The 19,530-nt window shown below is 69.0% G+C and carries 18 protein-coding genes; 10 read left to right on the top strand and 8 right to left on the bottom strand.

Annotated elements, in window-relative coordinates; translation table 11 throughout:
• From ACEQZY_RS09175 to ACEQZY_RS09185, 3 genes are all read left to right on the top strand, one after another.
• On the top strand, nt 1-293 hold a 293-nt coding region (locus tag ACEQZY_RS09175; protein ID WP_370153768.1), incomplete at its 5' end, for a hypothetical protein.
• 214 nt (nt 294-507) lie between these two features.
• A complete protein-coding gene (locus tag ACEQZY_RS09180; protein ID WP_370153770.1) occupies nt 508-1,407 on the top strand; it encodes a hypothetical protein in 900 nt (299 codons plus the stop codon).
• 29 nt (nt 1,408-1,436) lie between these two features.
• On the top strand, nt 1,437-2,087 hold the full coding sequence (locus ACEQZY_RS09185; protein WP_370153772.1) for a hypothetical protein: 651 nt from the start codon (nt 1,437-1,439) through the stop codon (nt 2,085-2,087).
• Between the two features lie 10 nt (nt 2,088-2,097).
• Here the strand turns inward: ACEQZY_RS09185 and ACEQZY_RS09190 are convergent, their stop codons facing one another.
• Both ACEQZY_RS09190 and ACEQZY_RS09195 read right to left on the bottom strand, forming a co-directional pair.
• Entirely contained in the window at nt 2,098-2,553 is a 456-nt protein-coding gene (locus ACEQZY_RS09190; protein ID WP_370153774.1) for an acyl-CoA thioesterase, read from the bottom strand.
• Between the two features lie 4 nt (nt 2,554-2,557).
• Nucleotides 2,558-3,727 (bottom strand): iron-containing alcohol dehydrogenase, encoded by a 1,170-nt coding sequence (locus ACEQZY_RS09195; RefSeq protein ID WP_370153776.1) that lies wholly within the window; start codon nt 3,725-3,727, stop codon nt 2,558-2,560.
• 394 nt (nt 3,728-4,121) lie between these two features.
• Between ACEQZY_RS09195 and ACEQZY_RS09200 the strand changes: the two genes are divergently transcribed.
• The 6 genes from ACEQZY_RS09200 (at nt 4,122) to ACEQZY_RS09225 (ending at nt 10,099) form a co-directional block, all read left to right on the top strand.
• A complete protein-coding gene (locus tag ACEQZY_RS09200; RefSeq protein WP_370153778.1) occupies nt 4,122-5,318 on the top strand; it encodes an aspartate aminotransferase family protein in 1,197 nt (398 codons plus the stop codon).
• Nucleotides 5,315-6,262, top strand: a complete 948-nt coding sequence (gene argF / locus ACEQZY_RS09205; RefSeq protein ID WP_341705165.1) for an ornithine carbamoyltransferase — start codon at nt 5,315-5,317, stop codon at nt 6,260-6,262. Before ACEQZY_RS09200 ends, argF begins: the two co-directional genes overlap by 4 nt.
• 21 nt (nt 6,263-6,283) lie before the next feature.
• A complete protein-coding gene (locus tag ACEQZY_RS09210; protein ID WP_370153780.1) occupies nt 6,284-7,201 on the top strand; it encodes an Hsp33 family molecular chaperone in 918 nt (305 codons plus the stop codon).
• A gap of 117 nt (nt 7,202-7,318) precedes the next feature.
• Nucleotides 7,319-7,927, top strand: coding sequence for a hypothetical protein (locus tag ACEQZY_RS09215; protein WP_341705441.1), 609 nt, complete (start codon nt 7,319-7,321; stop codon nt 7,925-7,927).
• 170 nt (nt 7,928-8,097) lie between these two features.
• Nucleotides 8,098-9,090, top strand: coding sequence for a 2-hydroxyacid dehydrogenase (locus ACEQZY_RS09220; protein WP_370153783.1), 993 nt, complete (start codon nt 8,098-8,100; stop codon nt 9,088-9,090).
• A 73-nt stretch (nt 9,091-9,163) separates the two neighbouring features.
• Nucleotides 9,164-10,099, top strand: a complete 936-nt coding sequence (locus ACEQZY_RS09225; protein WP_341705439.1) for a pentapeptide repeat-containing protein — start codon at nt 9,164-9,166, stop codon at nt 10,097-10,099.
• A 56-nt stretch (nt 10,100-10,155) separates the two neighbouring features.
• On the opposite strand, the gene ACEQZY_RS09230 is transcribed toward ACEQZY_RS09225, so the two are convergent.
• Nucleotides 10,156-11,061, bottom strand: a complete 906-nt coding sequence (locus tag ACEQZY_RS09230) for a LysR family transcriptional regulator (protein ID WP_341705438.1) — start codon at nt 11,059-11,061, stop codon at nt 10,156-10,158.
• Between the two features lie 93 nt (nt 11,062-11,154).
• Between ACEQZY_RS09230 and ACEQZY_RS09235 the strand changes: the two genes are divergently transcribed.
• Nucleotides 11,155-12,150, top strand: coding sequence for an NAD-dependent epimerase/dehydratase family protein (locus tag ACEQZY_RS09235; RefSeq protein WP_370153785.1), 996 nt, complete (start codon nt 11,155-11,157; stop codon nt 12,148-12,150).
• Between the two features lie 14 nt (nt 12,151-12,164).
• On the opposite strand, the gene ACEQZY_RS09240 is transcribed toward ACEQZY_RS09235, so the two are convergent.
• The 5 genes from ACEQZY_RS09240 to ACEQZY_RS09260 all read right to left on the bottom strand — a co-directional run bounded on the left by ACEQZY_RS09240 (nt 12,165) and on the right by ACEQZY_RS09260 (nt 19,481).
• A complete protein-coding gene (locus ACEQZY_RS09240) occupies nt 12,165-12,782 on the bottom strand; it encodes a hypothetical protein (protein WP_341705667.1) in 618 nt (205 codons plus the stop codon).
• 90 nt (nt 12,783-12,872) lie between these two features.
• On the bottom strand, nt 12,873-16,997 hold the full coding sequence (locus ACEQZY_RS09245; protein ID WP_370153787.1) for an AAA family ATPase: 4,125 nt from the start codon (nt 16,995-16,997) through the stop codon (nt 12,873-12,875).
• A gap of 33 nt (nt 16,998-17,030) precedes the next feature.
• Nucleotides 17,031-17,639 carry a DsbA family protein gene (locus ACEQZY_RS09250; protein WP_341705176.1) on the bottom strand — a complete coding sequence of 203 codons (609 nt, stop codon included), beginning with the start codon at nt 17,637-17,639 and terminating at the stop codon, nt 17,031-17,033.
• A gap of 115 nt (nt 17,640-17,754) precedes the next feature.
• Entirely contained in the window at nt 17,755-18,276 is a 522-nt protein-coding gene (locus ACEQZY_RS09255) for a DciA family protein (protein ID WP_341705175.1), read from the bottom strand.
• A 29-nt stretch (nt 18,277-18,305) separates the two neighbouring features.
• Entirely contained in the window at nt 18,306-19,481 is a 1,176-nt protein-coding gene (locus ACEQZY_RS09260) for an ABC transporter substrate-binding protein (protein ID WP_370153790.1), read from the bottom strand.
• Between the last annotated feature and the right edge of the window lie 49 nt (nt 19,482-19,530).

The raw sequence follows: 19,530 nt of genomic DNA on the forward strand, positions 1-19,530 counted from the left end.
GGAGTCTCCCCATGCCCCTGCGTCCCGTCGACGACCCCAATCCCTTCTCGCTCTCCGGCCCGGTCGGCCATCTGGCCGAAAATGCCCGCGCCGATGTGATCAAGGCGCAGATGCTGCTGGCCGAGGCCGGCTACCTCGACCTGCCCGAACCGGGCCTGCCCACCGGCTGGCCCGGCTCCGGCCTGGTGCCGGGCATCAAGCGCCTGCAGCGCGACCGCGGCCGCCCTGCGCGATGCCGTGGGCGACAGAATGGGCCCGGCCCCGACACCCGAGGACATCGACCGGCAGCATGACGAGGAAGCCCGGCGCGGCGATGCGCCGGACAGGGCCGCGCCGCCGCCGGCGATCCGCGATGTCCCCGACGATGCCGGGCCCGCCTTCCGTGCCGGCGCGCAGGTGGCGCAGATCGCGGCACCATTGACCGGAATACCAGTCCCGCCGCCGGCCGGCCAGGCAGGCCATGACGGGACGCGGCGGCCCAGCCCGTATCCCCATGAGGCCCCGGCGGTGAAGGCCGCTGCCCGCGAGGGAACCCGGCGCCTCGGCTATGCGCGCGACAACCTGCGCAGCCTGCTGGAGGCCACGCAGGACCTGCATGAACGGGGCCGGCGCCTGCCGCCCGGCCCGGATGACGCGCAGCAGGCCGCCTTCGTGACGCAGGACTGGGAACCGCTGCCGCCCTCGAAGCCGATCGGCGAGGCCGAGAAAAAGATGATGCAGGTGCCGCCGCTGATTCCGCCCGTGCTCGACGACCGCCTGCCCGGCCGCCCGGCCGCCGCGCCGGACATCCCCGACGAGAAGCTGATCCTGCCGGAGATGCAGGAGTGGTACGAGGGTCTGGAACCCTTCGACCAGGACCTGGCGAAGGAACTGATGCTGGTCTTCATCAACAAGGGCGGCCGGAAGGGCATCGAGGCCACGCGGCTCGGCAACGCCGATATGGTGAAGGAGCTTCTGGAGTATTTGCAGAAGCAGCGCGCCGATATGCCCGGAAAGTGGGAGCATGCATATGGCTCACGAAAGGATGGAGAGGCTGACGGCGATGAGGTGCCGGAAGAATACATCGAAGGACGCGACAGCAAAGGGACCAAGGGCGCGAGCTGGCCGGATGCGACGATCCGATATCTGGTCGAAGGCCTCGAACCCGAATATCTGCGCATTTTCACCGGCAGGATGCTGAAGAGAAACCCCGATATTGGTGTGAAGCGTGAGCGCGATCAGATCGCCAATGCAGAGTACAACAAGCCGGGCGAACTGATGGTGCTGGCTCCGAAGCTGCTGGCCGACCGGCCGGACGGTGTGGTCAGCCCGGAGGCGCGGCATGCCTATCGGCAACAGGCCCGGGAATTTGCCGCCAAGCTCGGCCCGCGGATCGAGGCTGTATTAAAAGCCAAGAGCAAGCTTTAAGCTGGCCGTATCAGGGAGATCGAAGGGCTATGGCCGTTTATTCCTCCATGAAAACCCGCATCGTCTGGCTGACCGAAGCCGACTGGCGGGCTTTCGCTGACCTGTTGGCGGAAACTTTTCCGACGATCCGGTATTATGAAAGCCTGACCCGGGAGCAGCGCCAGGCCAAGGAGAGGCCGGCGGTTCCGCGGTTCAGGCAGCTGCTCGATGTGCCCGGCATTCTCAGGCGCGGTCACATCGTCGGCGTGTTCGACGAAAACTGGCAGCCGGACGTTCAGTGGCTGCCTGACGAGGTTGAGCCCGGGCGCGGCTCCTGGGGCATCGCCAATCATGCCGATAAGAATCCTGCTTTCCTGTTCCAGATGTTCCAGCCAATATATACGGCTGAGAAGCTGAAGACGGCGCCGTTCATGGAGCACTGCGTCATCACCTTCTACCGCGATCCCGGCAATCACGAGCATGACCTGCTGTCGCGGCATTTCTACCGGCTGCTCGGCAAAGTCTGCACCAACCGCAACCAGATCCAGATCAGCATGCCTGAACGCAAGCCGATGTTCGATCAGCCGAAAGGGTCCCTGTTCTGGCTCGGCCGCGATGCGCTCCACTGGGTCCGCGAGGATTCGCAGCGGGTATTTTTCTATAACGATCGCAAATGGGCAATTCGCCCGGCCGAAAACTGATCGCCGCCGCCTACACCAGCAGCCTTTCCAGCGCGGCGCGGATGCGGGGCGGGATCGGCGCCGGCTTCTGCGGGCCGCGCTCGACGAAGACATGCACGAAATGGCCGGTGGCCGCCGGATGCGTCTGGCCCTCGCGGAACAGCGCGATCTCGTGCCGCACCGAGGAAGTGCCGATCTTCACCGTGCGCAGGCAGCCCTCGATGGTCTCCGGGTAATTCAGCGACTGGTGAAAGCGGCAGCCGCTTTCCACCAGCAGGCCGATGACCGGGTCGCGCACCATGTCGAGCCCGCCGAAGCGGATCATGTAATCGTTCACCAGCGTGTCGAAATACGCGTAATAGACCACGTTGTTGACATGCTGGTAGACGTCGATATCGGCCAGCCGGGTCGGGATCAGCAGGCTGTGGCGGTAATTGCCGCGGACTTCCAGCTTCGGATCGAGCTTCGGCTCGGGCACGTCGTTCATCGGGTCACAGCGCCTGTTCGTAGATGCGCAGGGCATCGTCGTAGGCCACCTCGCGCGGGTTGTTGACCAGCAGGCGCTGCTGGTTCATGGCATCCTTCGCCAGCATCGGCAGGTGGTTGTGACTGATGCCGACCTGGCGGAGCTGCTTTTCCAGCTTCACGTCGTCGATGATCGCCTCAAGCTCCGCCAGCAACGCGCCGGCGCCCGCCGAGGCGGAGGCAAAGCTTTTGCCGGGCAGAAGAATGCCGGCCAGTTCGGCATATTGCGCGGCGGCGGCGGCGCTTTCGAGGTTGAAGCGCAGCACATGCGGCAGCATCAGCGCGTTCGACAGGCCGTGCGGCACATGGAAATGCCCGCCGACCGGATAGGCCAGCGCATGCACCGCCGCCACCGGCGCATTAGCGAAGGCCATGCCGGCCAGCATGGCGCCCAGCAGCATGTCGGAGCGGGCGGCACGGTCCTTCGCGCCGGCCTCGCTGCAGACGGTGCGGATGTTCCGCGACAGCAGCCGCAACGCCTCGCGGGCCAGCGCGTCCGAGATCGGGTTCTTTTTATGCTTCGTCGTATAGGCCTCGATGGCATGCACCATGGCATCCACCCCGGTGGCCGCGGTAACGCCGCGCGGCAGCCCCAGCGTGAGATCGGCATCCAGCAGGGCGATGTCGGGCAGCAGCAGGGGCGAGACCACGCCCTTCTTCTCGCTCTCGCCGGTGGTGATGATGGAGATGCCGGTCACTTCCGAGCCGGTGCCGGCGGTGGTCGGCACCTGCACCAGCGGCAGCCGGCGGCCCTTCGCATTGCCGATGCCGTACATCTCGGCCAGGGGCTGCCCGCCATCGCCGCCCATCAGGGCGACCAGCTTGGCGATGTCCATCGAACTGCCGCCGCCGAAGCCGACGATGCCATCCGCCCGGTGCTCCTTCGCGGCCGCCACCGCCGCATGCACCAGTTTCTCGGGCGGATCGGCCTCGGTGCGGTCGTAGATGGCGGTGGCGATGCCGGCGGCCTGAAGGCTGTCGAGCGCCGCCTGCGGCAGGCCCAGCTTCATCACGCCCGGATCGGTGACCAGCAGGACGCGGCCGGCGCCCAGCTCGGTCATCAGGGTACCGAGCTTCGCGCTGGCCCCGGGCTCGCAATAGACCCGCCGCGTGGTCTCGAAACTCAAGCCGGTCATGGTCGCACCTCCCGCAATTCCCGATATTTTCCAGACACTAGCACCGCCCCCGCAGACCCGGCCAGCCTTCCCCGGGGAGAGGCCGGCAACGAAGAACGGGAGGCCCGGCCACGATGCCACGTCCTAGGCCCGGGCCTAGCGATATAAAAGCCTCTGTCACCCGCGGCCTGACCCGCGGGGCCCGTTTCCCCGGCGCCCGTTTCCCAGGGGCAGGCCGGGCCCGATTGTCTGCCGACATTCGCTGAATTGACTAAGGGTTTGCAGGCCCTTAGAGTCCGGCCTTTCCCGCCAGCCCGGCCGCCGAAAAAAGCCGGGGCTGGCGTCATCGTTTTCGGGATCGCCGTTCAGGCCCGGATGGTCCGGGTCCGGCCTTCCTGCCATGGGAGAAGGTGTCGTGAGCGAAGCATTGATGTCGACTTACGCGAGGACCGACCTCGCGTTCGAGCGGGGCGAGGGTCCTTACCTCTACACCGCCGACGGTCGACGTTATCTCGACTTCGGCTCCGGCATCGCGGTCACCGCGCTCGGCCACAGCCATCCGCATCTGGTAAAGGCCGTGCAGGAGCAGGCCGGCAGGCTGTGGCATGTCTCCAACCTGTTCAGGTCGCCCGAGCAGGAGAAGCTGGCCGGCCGGCTGGTCGCCCATTCGTTTGCCGACAAGGCCTTCTTCTGCAATTCCGGCGCCGAGGCGAACGAGGGTGCGGTGAAGATCGCGCGCAAGCATTTCGCGGCGAAAGGCCAGCCGGAAAAGTGGCGCATCATCACCTTCGAGGGCTGCTTCCACGGCCGCACCCTGGCCATGCTGGCGGCCACCAACAACCAGAAATACATGGACGGCTTCGGCGAAAAGGTCGGCGGCTTCGACCAGGTGCCGTTCGGCGACATGGCCGCCCTGAAGGCGGCGATCACGCCGGAAACCGCCGCCATCATGATCGAGCCGATCCAGGGCGAGGGCGGCATCCGTTCGGTGCCGACCGAGATGCTGCGCGCCCTGCGCGCGCTCTGCGACGAACGCGGCCTGCTGCTGATCCTGGACGAGATCCAGACCGGCATGGGCCGCACCGGCAAGCTGTTCGCCTATGAATGGGCGGGCGTGGCGCCGGACATCATGAGCCTGGCCAAGGGGCTCGGCGGCGGCTTTCCGGTCGGCGCCGTGCTCGCTACCGACGCGGCGGCCGCCGGCATGGCGCCCGGCACCCATGGCACGACATTCGGCGGCAACATCCTGGCGATGGCGGCGGCCAATGCCGTGCTCGACGTGATGCTGGAGCCGGGCTTCTTCGACGGCGTGCAGAAACGCGCCTCGTATTTCAAGCAGCAGCTGACCATGCTGGCCGACCGCTTCCCCGACATCATCGGCGAAATCCGCGGCCAGGGTTTCCTGATGGCGCTGAAATGCCAGCCGGCCAATACCGCGGTGGCGGCGGCCCTGCGCGAGGAGCATGTGCTGGGCGTGCTGGCCGGCGACAACACCGTGCGGCTGATGCCGCCGCTGACGATTCCGGAAAAGGATCTCGCCGAGGGCATCCACCGCATCGAGGCGGCCTGCCTGCGGCTGCGCGGCACCGCGAAGGCGGAGAGCGCGGCATGACGGCCGCGCCGCCCGCCGCCGCGATCCGCCATTTCCTCGATCTCAGCGATTTCGAGCCGGCGGTATTGCGCGGCATCCTCGACCATGCGGCACGCATGAAGGCCGGCCGCAAAGGCAAGCCCAAGGGCGCGGTCGAACCCGGCCAGCCGGCCGACAGCCGCATCCTGGCGATGATCTTCGAGAAGCCCTCGACCCGCACGCGGCTGAGCTTCGACGTCGCCATGCGCCAGCTGGGCGGCAAGACCATCGTGCTGCGCAGCGACGACATGCAGATCGGCCGCGGCGAGACGGTGGCGGATACCGCGCGGATCCTGTCGGGCAATGTCGATGCCATCATGATGCGCACCGGCCGGGCGAAAACCCTGCTGGAGCTGGCTGCCAATGCCTCGGTGCCGGTGATCAACGGCCTGACCGACGAAAGCCATCCCTGCCAGGTGATGGCCGATGTGCTGACCTTCGAGGAGAAGAAGGGCCCGATCCGCGGCCAGAAGCTGGCCTGGGTCGGCGATGGCAACAACATGGCCACCTCGCTGATCCATGCCGCCGTGCAGTTCGGCTTCCGCCTCGACCTCGCCTGCCCGGCCGAACTGGCCCCCAGCAGGAAGGTGCTGGCCTGGGCGGCCGAGCGCCAGGGCCAGGTCTTCGTCAGCGAGGACCCGGACAGGGCGGTGGCCGATGCCGCCTGCGTGATCACCGATACCTGGGTGTCGATGGGCATGAAGGATGCCGAGCGCCGCCACAGGGTGCTGGCCCCCTACCAGGTCAATGCCGGGCTGATGGGCAGGGCCGCCGGCGATGCCATCTTCATGCACTGCCTGCCGGCCCATCGCGGCGAGGAAGTGACGCCGGAGGTGATCGACGGGCCGCGTTCGGTGGTGTTCGACGAGGCGGAGAACCGCCTGCATGCCCAGAAAGCCATCCTCGCCTGGTGTTTCGGCGCCTGAGCCTGCCTATATAATCCCGCTGTGACCCAGACGCTTTCCGACGACCTCACCCTGCCCTTCCAGATCGAACAGTGCGACACGCGCGGCCGCCTGGTGCGGCTGGGCCCCGCCCTCGACCGCCTGCTGAGCCGCCATGCCTATCCCGAGCCGGTGGCGCAGCTGGTGGCCGAAGCCGTGGTGCTGGCCGCCACCATGGCCACCGCGCTGAAATTCGACGGCACCTTCACCGTGCAGGCCAAGGGCGACGGCCCGGTCTCGCTGCTGGTGGCCGACTGCCGCACGCCGGGCCATCTGCGCGGCTATGCCAGTTTCGATGCCGGCCGGCTGGACGGCCTCGAACTCGGCCCCGGCGGCATCGAGAGCATCGTGCCGCTGCTGCTGGGCAAGGGCTATCTCGCCTTCACCATCGACCCGGAAGGGCCGGACATGGAGCGCTACCAGGGCATCGTCGAGCTGAGCGGCCCGACCCTGGCCGAGGCCGCGCATCTGTATTTTGCCCAGTCCGAACAGCTCAATGCCCGCATCGTGCTGGCGGCGCAGCACCGCCGCGACGCCGGCGGGCGGCGGCGCTGGCGGGCCGGCGGCCTGCTGCTGCAGCAGCTGCCGCTGCAGCCGGGCGGCCTGACCGGCGAGGAACGCGGGCTGGCCTGGGAAAAGGCCACCGCCCTGCAGGCGACCACCTCGGCCGGCGAGCTGACCGATCCGGCCCTGCCGCAGAACGACCTGCTCTACCGGCTGTTCCACGAGGATGGCGTGCGCGTCTTCGATGCCGCGCCGCTGGACAATGCCTGCACCTGCTCGGCCGACAAGGTGCGCGGCATCCTCTCGACCTTCTCGGCCGAGGAGATCGAATCGATGGCGGTCGAAGGCGTCATCTCGGTGACCTGCCAGTTCTGCTCGGCCGCCTACGATTTCCCGGCCGCGGCCGTGCAGGGCTGAGCGGCGGCCGGTTTCCGCCGGAAAGCGGCGGAATTGCCCGGCTTCCGTCATCCCCGGGCCTTGAATCCGCCCCAATTCGGCGCTCTGGTCGGCGGCGGATAACAAGGAGAAACCGCCATGTCCTTCCGTCCCTCCCGCAAGACCCTGCTGCAGGGCTTTGCCGCGCTGGGCGTGACCGCCCTGCTGGCCGCCTGCACGACGGCGCCGGAAAAGCTGATGCTGCCGGAGATCGGCTTTGCCGACCAGCCGAAGCTGACCTTCGCCGCCGCCTCGGTGGAGACGATCCAGGAATACCAGCCCAGCGCCCAGCCGCCCCATATCGAGCTGGGCATCCCGCAATCGCCGGTGCTGGTGGCCCAGCGCTGGACCCGCGACCGCATCGCGCTGGACAACAGCCAGCCCTACCGCCTGACCGTGGTGATCCGCCGCGCCGCCGTCACCGAGGAGGATCTGAAGAAGACCCCGGGCCTGCGCGGCAGCTTCACCGAGGACCAGATCGCGCGCTTCAGCACCGACGTCGCCATGGCGGTCGAGCTGCGCGATGCCCGCGGCTTCAAGGTCGGCGAGGCCACCGCCTCGGCCAAGCGCAGCACCACCATGAGCGAGAAGGCCAGCCTGAACGACCGCGACCGGCTGATCCACGAGCTGGTGAAGGCGACCATGATGGACGTCAACCGCGAGCTGGAGCAGAACATCCGGCAGTACATGCCGCTCTATGTCCGCTAGGGCATAACGCCTTGAAAAGGCGGCTGTTCGTACGCATACGGAGCCGCCGCCTCACGCCCTGCCCGCTTCCGCTGGGGCAGCCGATTTCGACCCGGCCGAGGTTTGTCTCGGTCGGGTCGATCTGCTAGAGAGGGCCATCCCATCCTTTCGCGGAGCCGGAAACGCCTGTCATGCCGACGCCCAAGAAGCGCCCCCTGGTGATTGTGACCCGGAAACTGCCGGATCCGATCGAGACGCGGATGATGGAGCTGTTCGACACGCGGCTGAACGTGGCGGACCAGCCGCTGTCCCATGCCGAGCTGATCGAGGCGGTGAAGACCGCCGACGTGCTGGTGCCCACCATCACCGACCGCATCGATGGCGCCATCCTCGCCCATGCCGGCCCGAATTTCCGCCTGATCGCCAATTTCGGCACCGGCGTCGACCATATCGACCTCGCCGCCGCCCGCCAGCGCGGCATCACCGTCACCAACACCCCGGGCGTGCTGACCGAAGACACCGCCGACATGACCATGGCCCTGATCCTGGCGGTGCCGCGCCGGCTGGTCGAAGGCGCCAATGCCCTGCAGGGCGGCAAGTTCGAGGGCTGGTCGCCGACCTGGATGCTGGGCAAGCGCATCTGGGGCAAGCGGCTCGGCATCATCGGCATGGGCCGCATCGGCCAGGCGGTCGCCCGCCGGGCGCGGGCCTTCGGCCTGTCGATCCATTACCACAACCGCAAGCGCGTGCATGACAGCGTCGAGCAGGAGCTGGAGGCGACTTACTGGGAAAGCCTCGACCAGATGCTGGCCCGCATGGACATCATCTCGGTGAACTGCCCGCACACGCCGGCCACCTTCCACCTGCTGTCGGCGCGCCGGCTCGACCTGCTGCAGCCGCAGGCCTATATCGTCAACACCGCGCGCGGCGAGGTGATCGACGAGAACGCGCTGGTGCGCAAGCTGCGCAAGGGCGAGCTGGCCGGCGCCGGGCTGGACGTGTTCGAGCATGAACCGGCGGTCAACCCGAAGCTGCTCGAACTCGACAATGTCACCCTGCTGCCGCATATGGGTTCGGCCACGCTCGAAGGCCGCATCGACATGGGCGAGAAGGTCATCATCAACATCAAGACCTTCGCCGACGGCCATGCGCCGCCGGACCGCGTGATCGCCGGCCTGCTCTAGCACCGGCGCGCATTTTCCTGTTCCCTGCAGACCGCCGGCTGCCGCATACTGCGGCAACAGCAAATCCGGCCCCATGACTGCGACGCCCTCCTTTTCCAAGGCTCCTGCCGATCTGAGCGACCTGCTGGCCTCCCACGGCCGGTATCTGCAGTCGATGGGCGGCGCCGTGCGCATGGGCCGCCAGCTGAAACTCGAACATGTCGATTTCGGCGCCATCAACTGGCAACGCAAGCTGCTGGACCATGTGGCGCTGGCCCATTGCCGGCTGTCCTGTTCCGACCTGCGCCACAGCAGTTTCCAGGAGGCATCGCTGCCGGCCTGCGATTTCAGCGCCGCCGACCTCTCCGGCGCCGATTTCTCCGGTGCCGACTTGCGCGGTGCCGATCTCAGCCGCGCCGTGCTGACCAAGACCCGCTTCATCGCCACCGGCCTCGGCCCCTATCGCGACGGTGATGACGAAGGCGGCGGCCGCACCACCCGCATGACCGGCGCCGTGATCAAGGGCACGTCGTTTGCGCGCGCGGTGCTGGACGGCGTGCAGTTCGACCGCGCCGATCTCGATGGCGCCGATTTCGCCTTCGCGCGGCTGGAGAATGTCGAATTCGGCACCGCCGACCTGCGCCGGGTGGATTTCGGCCTCGCCGATCTCGGCCCCGGCATGGCCGAGGCGGTGACCGCCGCCGGCGGCCGGCCGCCCAAGCGGCTGAGCGCCGACGAGGTCGATGCCGTGCTGGCCAGCCATGCCGACTGGATCGCCAGCAATGGCCGCAAGGGCAGCCGCGCCGGCCTGCAGGGCGCCTGCCTGATCGATGCCAGCCTCGCCCATGCCGATCTTTCCGGCGCCGACCTGTCGGGCGCCAACCTTGCCGGCGCCGATCTCGGCGGCGCCCGGCTGATCTGCACCGACCTGCGCGGCGCCAATCTCAGCCGCGCCAAGCTCGGCGGTGCCGATTTCCGCGGCGCCATGCTGGACGGCAGCCACGGCTTCCTGCCATCCGGGAGTCTGTAGCCGGGAAGTCTGTAGCCGGGAAGTCTGTAGCTGGCCAGTGCCCGACCCGGCAGCCTTCAGCCCGTTTTCGCGCCGGCGATATAGCCGGCCAGGCCCTTTGCCAGCGCATCGAACACCACGCGGCAGCGTGGCGTGTCGCGCAGGTTCTCGTGCATGGCCAGCCAGGTTTCCAGCGGAAAGCTGAACGCCTTCGGCAGCAGCCGCACCAGGGCCGGGTCGCGCCGCGCCAGCGGCACCTGGCAGACGCCGATGCCGATGCCGGCGCGGATCGCCGCCAGCTGGGCCACGTCGCTGTCGCTGCGGAAGGCAAAGGCGATCCGCTCGGGCAGGGGCAGCAATTCGCGGGCACGGCGGATGAAGGCCGTCTCGCGGTCGTAGCCGACCAGGCTGTGCGCCTCCATCGCAGTCAGGCTGCGCGGCGTGCCGCGGCGGGCGAGATAGTCGCGATGGGCATGAAAGCCCAGTTCGATCGCGCCGATGCGCTTCGCCACCAGCGCCTCCTGCGCCGGCGCCACCATGCGCACGGCGATATCGGCCTCGCGCAGCAGCAGGTTCTCGACGCGGTTGGACGGCACCAGTTCGATCACCAGATCCGGATGCGCCGCCTGCAGGCCGGCCAGGATCGGCGGCAGCACCTCGATGGCGACGATCTCGCTGGCGCTGACCCGCACGCTGCCGCGGATGCTGCGGCCGCGGCCCGAGGCACTGCGCAGGGCCGCCGCCGCCGTCGCCTCCAGCGCCTCGGCATAGGGCTGCAGGTCGAGAGCCGCCTCGGTGGGGCTGAGGCCGCTGCGCGAGCGGATGAACAAAGCCGCGCCGAGCAGCTGTTCCAGCGCCGCGACATGGCGGCCCAGGGTCGGCTGGGTCAGGCCAAGCCTGCGGGCGGCGGCCGACAGCGAGCCTTCGCGCAGCACCGCGAGGAAAGAGCGGTAGAGGTCCCAGCCGGGCAAGGCCTGATCCATGCATTTCTGTATAGATCAGGCATTATTTTAGTCAATTCCGTTTATGTCGCGGCCGGGCCATCCTGCCGGCATCGGACAGCGACGGAGGACGACATGGCAACGGCACTGGTTCTGGGCGCCACCGGCGGCATCGGCGGCGAAATGGCGGCGGCCCTGCTGCGGCGCGGCTGGCAGGTGCGGGCCCTGCATCGCCGGGCGGCGGCCATGGCCGGCCGGGATGGCCTCGCATGGCTGCCGGGCGACGCCATGGTGCGGGAGGACGTGGTGGCCGCCGCCGCCGGCGCGCGGCTGATCGTGCATGCGGTGAACCCGCCGGGCTACCGCGACTGGGACAAACTGGTGCTGCCCATGCTGGACAGCAGCATCGCGGCGGCCAGGGCCAGCGGTGCCCGCCTGCTGCTGCCCGGCAATGTCTACAATTACGGCCCCGATGCCCTGCCGCTGGTCGGCGAAACCGCGCCACAGCAGCCGCAGACCCGCAAGGGCGCCATCCGCGTCGAGATGGAAAGCCGCCTGCGCGCGGCGGCCGGGCGTGACAACATCCGGGCACTGGTGGTGCGCGCCGGCGACTTCTTCGGGCCGCGCGCCGGCAGCACCTGGTTCTCGCAGGGCCTGGTGAAGCCGGGCCGGGTGCCGCGCGCGATCACCTGGCCCGGCCACGGAAAAGGCCGGGGCGCCGGCCATAGCTGGGCCTATCTGCCGGATCTGGCCGAAACCATGGCGCGGCTGGCCGAGCGCGAGGCGGAGCTGCCAGCCTTCGACAGCTTCCATTTCGGCGGCCATGTCGATGCCGACGGTACGGCGATGATCGCCGCGATCCGCGCCGCCTGCGCCCGGCCCGACCTGCGGGTGCGGCGGTTTCCGTGGTTCGCCCTGCCGCTGCTGGCGCCGGTCATGCCGCTGTTCCGCGAACTGCACGAGATGCGCCATCTGTGGCGCGACGCCCTGCGGCTCGACAATGCGAAGCTGACCGCCTTCCTCGGCGCCGAGCCGCACACGCCGCTGGCGCAGGCGGTGGCGGAAACGCTCGGCGGGCTGGGCTGCCTGCCGCAGGCGGAAGGCGGCACGGCGATACCGGCGGCGGCGTGATGCGGGCGGGCGGCTTACTGTTTGCCGGCAGCCGGCAGCACGAAGCTGCGTAGCGGCCGGAAGGTCATGGTCTGGTTGGTGACCCCGGGCATCGTTTTCACGAACTGCGCGGCCCTGCCCACGTCGGATTTGATCGCCAGTCCGGCCGGGAACCGGCCAAAATCCATGGCGACATCGCCGATATAGACGATCTCGCCCCGCTTGACCGTGAAGACCGGGGAATTGTCCCGCAGGGCCTTGCTGTCGGTGTCGATGTAGAACGTGGTCCGCATCGCATTGGTCCCGTAGACGAGGTCGGCATGGGCAAGGACATACTCGCCGGGAGTCATCTTGTAGGCGCGAAACCGCGCGCTCCGCCATTTGTCGGTGAGGACGATGGCATCGTCGCTGAGCATGCCCACCATCTTCCCCATATAGGAAATGCCGGTCACCTTCTTCGTCTCGACATCGTACCTGGCGAAATTCACCTGCCCGAAACCCTTATCGATCCCATAGCTCGGCAGGTAGCCGATCACCACCATGCCGGCATCGTCGGCGGGGCTGAAGGTCGCATCCTTGTCGAGACTGCTGGCGCCACACCCTGCCAGCAGCAGTACGAGAGACAGCGGCGCCAGCGGCAGCTTTGCTAGCATTCTGTGCAACGCCTGCATCAGGACTCCCTCAGGTAGCAGCCCCGGACAGAAAAACAGGCGCCGCAGCGCCTGTCTTCCGTCCTGTATGACTTACGCCGTCGCCTTCATCGCCTCGGCGCCGGCGAGGTCGACCGAGACCAGCTGCGAGACGCCGCGTTCGGCCATGGTGACGCCGAACAGGCGGTCCATGCGCGCCATGGTGATCGGATGGTGGGTGACCACCACGAAACGGGTGCCCTCGCCCAGATTCGAGGTCTGGCGCGCCATCGCCTCCATCAGGTTGCACAGGCGCTCGACATTCGCATCGTCCAGCGGGGCGTCCACTTCGTCCAGCACGCAGATCGGCGCCGGGTTGGTGAGGAACACCGCGAACAGCAGCGACAGGGCGGTCAGGGCCTGCTCGCCGCCCGACAGCAGCGACATCACCTGCAGCCGCTTGCCCGGCGGCGAGGCATAGATTTCGAGGCCGGCCTGCAGCGGATCGTCGGATTCCACCAGCTGCAGATAGGCCTTGCCGCCGCCGAACACCTCGACGAACAGCTTCTGGAAATGGCTGTCCACCTGCTTGAAGGCTTCCAGCAGCCGCTCGCGGCCCTCGCGGTTCAGGCTGGAAATGCCCTGCCGCAGCTTGTCGATGGCCTCCACCAGGTCGGTCTGCTCGGTCTGCAGGGTGGTCAGCTTCTCTTCCACCTCGTTGGCTTCCATCTCGGCGCGCAGGTTGACCGGGCCCATATTGTCCCGTTCCTTGCGCAGCCGTTCCAGCCGGGTTTCGACCTGCGGCAGCTCGGGGAAATCCTCGTCGTCGCCGACCTCGCCGGCCTGCAGGACGGCATCCAGCGTGCAGTCCAGCGCCTCGCGCACGCGGATCGCCAGCTCGTCGAGGCTGACCCGCTGGTGTTCGAGATCGGACTGGGCACGCACGCGTTCCTCACGGATGCTGCCCAGCATCTGTTCCAGTTCGCGGGCGGTGCGGGCGGCCAGCTGCTGCGCGGCCTCGGCATTGGCGAGATGGTCGGCGGCTTCCTGGCGCGCGGCTTCCGCCTTCGCCAGCTCGTCCAGCAGACCGCTGCGGCGACTTTCGATCTCGAGCGGAATCTGCTCCAGCCTGGCCAGTTCGGCCTCGGCTTCCGCGCGGCGGGCGGTCAGCTGGGCGATCTGCTGGCCGGCGCCTTCATGGCGGGCGGCCGCATTGCGGCGCTCGATGACGATCGCCTCCAGCCGGCGGCCGCGGCTTTCCGCGTCGCGATGCAGCTGTTCCAGCGCGGCGCGGCGTTCGGCCAGGGCCTGGCGCAGCCCGTCGGTTTCCTGCCGCACCATGGCGATCAGTTCGCGCACCTCTTCTTCCGGCGGCAGCGCGGCCAGGGCCGCGGCCTCGGCTTCGCGGGCGGCCTCGGTCTCGGCGATCTCGCCCTCGGTCTGCTGCTTCTGTTCGGCCAGGGCGGCCAGCCGCGACTGGCGCTCGGCTTCCTTGCGCACCAGTTCGGCCTGGCGGTCGCGGGCGGCATTCAGCTCGCGGTCGGCGCGGGCGAGGTCCTGGTTCGCCTGTTCGCGGGCCTGCTGGCGGTCGCGCTCGGCGGCGGCGATGGCCTGGCTGCCGCGCTCGCGGGCCTGCTGGCGGTCGCGCTCGGCCTGGGCAATGCCCTGGTTGGCGCGGTCGCGGGCGGACTGGCGCTCGCGCTCGGCCTCGGCCACCGCGCCGGCGGCACGGTCGCGGGCTTCGGCGGCGGCGCGTTCGGCCTGCTGCACGATGGCGGCGGCCTGCTGGCGGGCTTCGCTGCGGGCCTGCTCGGCCTGCTGCACGATCCCGGCCGCCTGCTGGCGGGCTTCGCTGCGGGCCTCGTCGGCGGCCTGCACGGCCTGGCGGGCATCCCGCTCGGCCTGGGCCGCGGCTTCGGTCGCCTGGCGGGCTTCGGCATAGGCGGCCTGGGCCGCATTCAGCCGGCCTTCCAGATCGCGCAGCTCCTCGCGCAGATCGGCCAGCCGGTTGCGCTGTTCCAGCCGGATCGAGGCCGAAGTGGGCGCGCCGGCCTTCACCGTGAAGCCGTCCCAGCGCCACAGCGCGCCGGATTTCGACACCAGCCGCTGGCCCAGCCGCAGCTGTTCGCGCAGGCGGGCGCCATCGGCATCCTCGGCGACGATGCCGATCTGCGACAGGCGCCGCTGCAGGGCGGCCGGGCCGGTGACATGGGCCGCCAGCGGCGTCACGCCGGCCGGCAGCGCCGGCGCATCCGCCAGCGGCGGCAGCGCGTCCCAGTGCATCGGCGCGTTGCGGTCGGTGGCGGCATTCAGCTCGTCGGCCAGGGCGGCGCCCAGCGCCTTCTCCCAGCCCGGCGCCACGCTGACCTGGTCGATCAGCGGCGGAAACAGATTGCTCTCGTCGATCTTCAGCAGCTTGGTCAGGCCGGCTTCCTCGGCCTTCAGGCGGGTCAGCTCGCCCTGCACGCCCTGCCAGGCATCGCGGGCAGCCTGCTCAGCCTGCGCCACCTGCGCGCGGGCGGCCTCCGCCGCCTCGACGCCGCGGCGGGCGGCGGCCAGCTTCTCGGCATGCTCGGCCTCGACGGCATTCAGCCCGCCGCGCGCCGCCTCGATCCTCTGCGCATGCTCGGCCTCGACGCTGTTCAGGCCGCCGCGGGCGGCGTCGATCTTCTGCTCGTGCTCGGCCTGCAGGGCGGCCAGCGCGGCACGGGCCTGCTCGATCTTCTGCGCATGACCGGCCTCGACCGTCTCCAGCGCGGCGCGGGCGGCCTCGATCAGGCGAGCCTGCTCGGCCTCGATCGCCTCATAGGCCTGGCGCGCCGCCTCGACCCTGGCGGTCTGCTCGGCCTCGGTCATCTCCAGCAGCTGGCGCGATTCCTCCACCGCCTGCTGCTTCGCGGCAACCTCGGCATTGGCCTCCTCGGCCTCGGCGACGGCCTCGGTACGCTCGCTGAGCCGGGCTTCCTCGGCAGCGATTTCCTCGATACGGCCGCGCAAGCGGGCCAGCCGGCGTTCGGCATCCTCGATGGCCTGGCGCAGGCGGGCGCGGCTGGCCTGCTCCTGGGCGGCGCGGTCGGTCAGCCTGTCGAGTTCGCCCTGGCGCTCCTCGACGCGGGCGCGCGCCTCGGTCACCGCCGCATCGGCGGCAGCCTCGGCCTCGGCCTCGCCGGCCTTCAGGGTTTCCAGCTCCCGGTTCTCGGCATCCAGCCGGGCGACGGTGGCCTCGGCATCCTGCGACAGCGCGCTTTCGCGGTCGCTGTCGGCGGTGATCTGGGCCAGCCGCTGGCGGATCTGCTCGGCGGCCTCGCGGGCGCGGGCCTCGTCCGCATCCAGCCCGTCGCGGGCCACGGCCAGCCGGTGCAGGCGGGCGCCGGCCTCGGCCTCGTGCTGGCGCAAGGGCGGCAGCGCCTCGGCGGCGATGCGCTCGGCCTCATGCGCCTCCGAGACCTGCAGGGTGCGGTCGGCGACCTGGCGGTCGGCCGCTTCCAGCGCATGCTCGGCATCGGCCAGCGCCTGTTTCAACGCCGCATGCTTGAGGTGATAGAGAATGGCTTCGGTCTTGCGGATCTGGCCGGCGATGTTGCGGTAGCGGCTGGCCTGGCGGGCCTGGCGCTTCAGCGACTGCAGCTGGTTGTCGAGCTGGCCGATCACGTCGACCACGCGCTCCAGGTTGGACTCCGCCGCCTTCAGCCGCAGCTCGGCCTCGTGGCGGCGCGAATGCAGGCCGGAAATGCCGGCCGCCTCTTCCAGCAGCATGCGGCGGTCGGTCGGCTTGGCATTGATCAGGGCGCCGACGCGGCCCTGGCTGACCATCGCCGGCGAATTGGCGCCCGAGGCGAGATCGGCGAACAGCAGCTGCACGTCGCGCATGCGCACGTCGTTGCCGTTGATCGAATAGTCGGACCCCTTCTCGCGCTCGATCTTGCGGGTGATCTCGACGACTTCCTGCTCGTTGAATGCCGCCGGCGCCGTGCGGGTCTTGTTGTCCAGCGTCAGCGTCACTTCGGCGATGTTGCGCGCAGGCCGCGTCGCGGTTCCGGCAAAGATCATGTCGTCCATGCCGGAACCGCGCATCCGCTTGGCGGAATTCTCGCCCATCACCCAGCGCAGGGCTTCCACCAGGTTCGACTTGCCGCAGCCATTCGGGCCGACCACGCCGGTAAGACCCGGATGGATGACGAAATCCGTCGGCTCGACGAAGGACTTGAAACCGGACAGGCGCAACTTGGTGAACTGCACGGGAACTCCCTTTCGGTGCTAAATCGCCGGCGATTACTTCTTCGCCAGCGCGTCGAGCTTCTTGCGCAGATCCTCATAGGAGGGCACGCCGGATTCCGGCTTGCCGTCGACGATGATGGTCGGCGTGGAATTGACGTTGAATTTCTGGTTGCCCTCGAGGCGCGAATTCAGGATGTAATCGCCCACCGCCTTGTCGGTGAGGCAGGCCTCGAACTGGTCGCCGGGCATGCCGCCCAGCCGGGCGATCTGCTTCAGTGCCGCCTTCGGGTCCTGCGCGGTGGCCCACTGGCGCTGCTGGGCGAAGAGGACGCCGAGATAGGTGAAATACTTCTCCGGCCCGGCGCAGCGGGCGACAATGGCGCCAGCGAAGGCGAGATTGTCCAGCGGGAAGTCGCGGAAGATCAGCTTCGCCTTGCCGGTATCGAGATAGTCCTTCTTCAGCGCGGGCAGGACGCTCTCGTGGAAATCGGCGCAATGCGGGCAGGTCAGCGAGGCATATTCGATGATGGTGATGGGGGCGTCGGCCCTGCCGAGGACCATGTCCTGCAGGCGCGGATCGGCGGCCCGGGCGGCATGGCTGCCCCCTGCAAACGCCGCCAGACTCAGGGCCAGAGCAACGACAAAACGCTGTATATATTTCATAGGGATGCTCCTACCCCCAACATCTTGAGGGGGCATTGTAGGTGGGCCGATCCGGCCTGCAACCGGACTCTCTCGTTATCCACAAGAATCTGGCGCACTCAAGGCGCCCCGGCCTTCAGCGCCGGCTGTCACCGAGAAGTGATCGGCCAAGAGTCTCAAGGGCTTGGCGCAGGGCCCGGTCCTCGATTCCGGCCAGCATGGCATCGAGCCGGGCGCGCTGCTCGGGCGTCAGCGGCCGGGCGGTGCGACTCGGCGCCGCCGGCGACTCGGCACGCCGAATCGGCATCTGTTTCAGCCGCAGGCCGGCCACCGCGCGATACCCGAACCAGCCGTTGATCCGCTCGATCACCAGCGGCGCCAGATGCTGCAGTTCCAGCGCGAAGGCCGGGCTGACCGCCACTTCCAGGGTGGCATCGGCGCCGGCGCCGGCGGCATAGATCAGCCGTTCGGGCTGGGTTTCGGCGGCCAGCAGCGGGCCGGTCATCTCGGGCCAGCGGGCAAGGATATCGGCCAGCGCCGCGCCGCGCTTTTTCAGCACCGGCCGGGTCAGCCGGCCGAGCGTCACCCCCAGCGCCTTCGGCGCATTGAGGCGCCGCGGCGGTTCCGGCCGCCGGGCCTTGTTTCCGTCGTCGCTCATGGCCGCAGCCTACACCGCTCCGGCCCGGTTCAGTAGCCCGCGACCTCGCCGAGCCGCGCATAATGCGGCCCCTGCAGCCGGTAGATATAGGCCTGCCGGGTGCCCTGGCGGCTGCCGTCGGAGAAATCCTGCAGGGTGCCGCCGAAGGCGTCGCGCCAGCCGCGGATCGACTGCACGGCGGCGGCGATCCTGGGCAGGCGGAAATCGCCGCCGGCCCGGTCGAGCGCCAGCACGGCAAGGTCGATCAGGGCTGCACCGTAGATGGCGCCGGCATTGGGCTCGGCGCCGAAGCGCGCCCGGTAGGCCTCCATCCAGGCCGCCACCGCCGCCGGTGCCGTCTCATACCGGGGCAGCGCCAGCGACGAGACGCTGTACAAGCCCTGGGTGGCGCCGCCCGGCGCCGCCGCCAGCAGGTAATCGTGGGTGGTGGAGGGACCGAGAAAATCGACATCCTTCCAGCCCATCGCCCTGGCCGTGGCCATCGGCAGGATGGTGTCGCGCAGCAGGGTGGCCAGCACCACCAGGTCGCAGCCGGCAGCGCGCAGTCTGGTGACCTGTGCGGTGAAATCCGTATCGGTCGGCCGGTGGGTGACGACCTCCTTCAGGACCTGGCCATGCACGGCCAGCTGGTCCTGCACCGCCTGCTGCACCTCGCGGCCGAAATCCGTGCCCTGTGCCAGCAGGCAGACCGCCTGCTTGCGCTTTTCCGTCACCATCCATTTCACGCCGGTGCGGATCTGGTCGTAATACAGCGATCCGGAAATCCAGCTGATCGAATCCGCGCCCTGCACCAGGTCGCGGCTGGCCGCCATCGGAAACAGATTGGGGATGCCGGCCTGGCGCAGCTGCGGCAGCACCGCCTCGGTCTGCGCATTGCCGAGATTGCCGACCATGGCGACGACGCGGTCGCGGTTGATCAGCTTGTTGGCCGCCTGCACCGCGCGCGGCACCTGGAACTGGTGATCCTCGACCACCAGCCGCAGCCGGCGGCCATGCAGGCCCCCCTCTGCATTCAGCGCGTCGATGCGCATGCGCATGGCGTTGACCACCGCATGGCCATATGGCGCGGCCGGGCCCGACAGGTCGGTGATGGTGCCGATGACGATGGCGTCGCGGCCGGCCGCCCTGGCCGACGGCAGGTCCGGAACCATGCCGGCAGACAGCAGAACGGCCATGACGGCACCGGTGATGGCGATGCGCCGCATAAGCTTCCCCCGTGTTTGTATGGCGACAGGATACCGGCTGCACCGGCGC

Source organism: Ferrovibrio sp. (assembly GCF_964218355.1).
In the GTDB taxonomy this organism is placed as follows: domain Bacteria; phylum Pseudomonadota; class Alphaproteobacteria; order Ferrovibrionales; family Ferrovibrionaceae; genus Ferrovibrio.

Coding starts and splice junctions, on each gene's coding strand:
- ACEQZY_RS09185 (WP_370153772.1), top strand. CDS start 1,437: ATGGCCGTTTATTCCTCCATGAAAACCCGCATCGTCTGGCTGACCGAA.
- ACEQZY_RS09190 (WP_370153774.1), bottom strand. CDS start 2,553: ATGAACGACGTGCCCGAGCCGAAGCTCGATCCGAAGCTGGAAGTCCGC.
- ACEQZY_RS09195 (WP_370153776.1), bottom strand. CDS start 3,727: ATGACCGGCTTGAGTTTCGAGACCACGCGGCGGGTCTATTGCGAGCCC.
- argF (WP_341705165.1), top strand. CDS start 5,315: ATGACGGCCGCGCCGCCCGCCGCCGCGATCCGCCATTTCCTCGATCTC.
- ACEQZY_RS09215 (WP_341705441.1), top strand. CDS start 7,319: ATGTCCTTCCGTCCCTCCCGCAAGACCCTGCTGCAGGGCTTTGCCGCG.
- ACEQZY_RS09220 (WP_370153783.1), top strand. CDS start 8,098: ATGCCGACGCCCAAGAAGCGCCCCCTGGTGATTGTGACCCGGAAACTG.
- ACEQZY_RS09225 (WP_341705439.1), top strand. CDS start 9,164: ATGACTGCGACGCCCTCCTTTTCCAAGGCTCCTGCCGATCTGAGCGAC.
- ACEQZY_RS09230 (WP_341705438.1), bottom strand. CDS start 11,061: ATGGATCAGGCCTTGCCCGGCTGGGACCTCTACCGCTCTTTCCTCGCG.
- ACEQZY_RS09235 (WP_370153785.1), top strand. CDS start 11,155: ATGGCAACGGCACTGGTTCTGGGCGCCACCGGCGGCATCGGCGGCGAA.
- ACEQZY_RS09240 (WP_341705667.1), bottom strand. CDS start 12,782: ATGCTAGCAAAGCTGCCGCTGGCGCCGCTGTCTCTCGTACTGCTGCTG.
- ACEQZY_RS09250 (WP_341705176.1), bottom strand. CDS start 17,639: ATGAAATATATACAGCGTTTTGTCGTTGCTCTGGCCCTGAGTCTGGCG.
- ACEQZY_RS09255 (WP_341705175.1), bottom strand. CDS start 18,276: ATGAGCGACGACGGAAACAAGGCCCGGCGGCCGGAACCGCCGCGGCGC.
- ACEQZY_RS09260 (WP_370153790.1), bottom strand. CDS start 19,481: ATGCGGCGCATCGCCATCACCGGTGCCGTCATGGCCGTTCTGCTGTCT.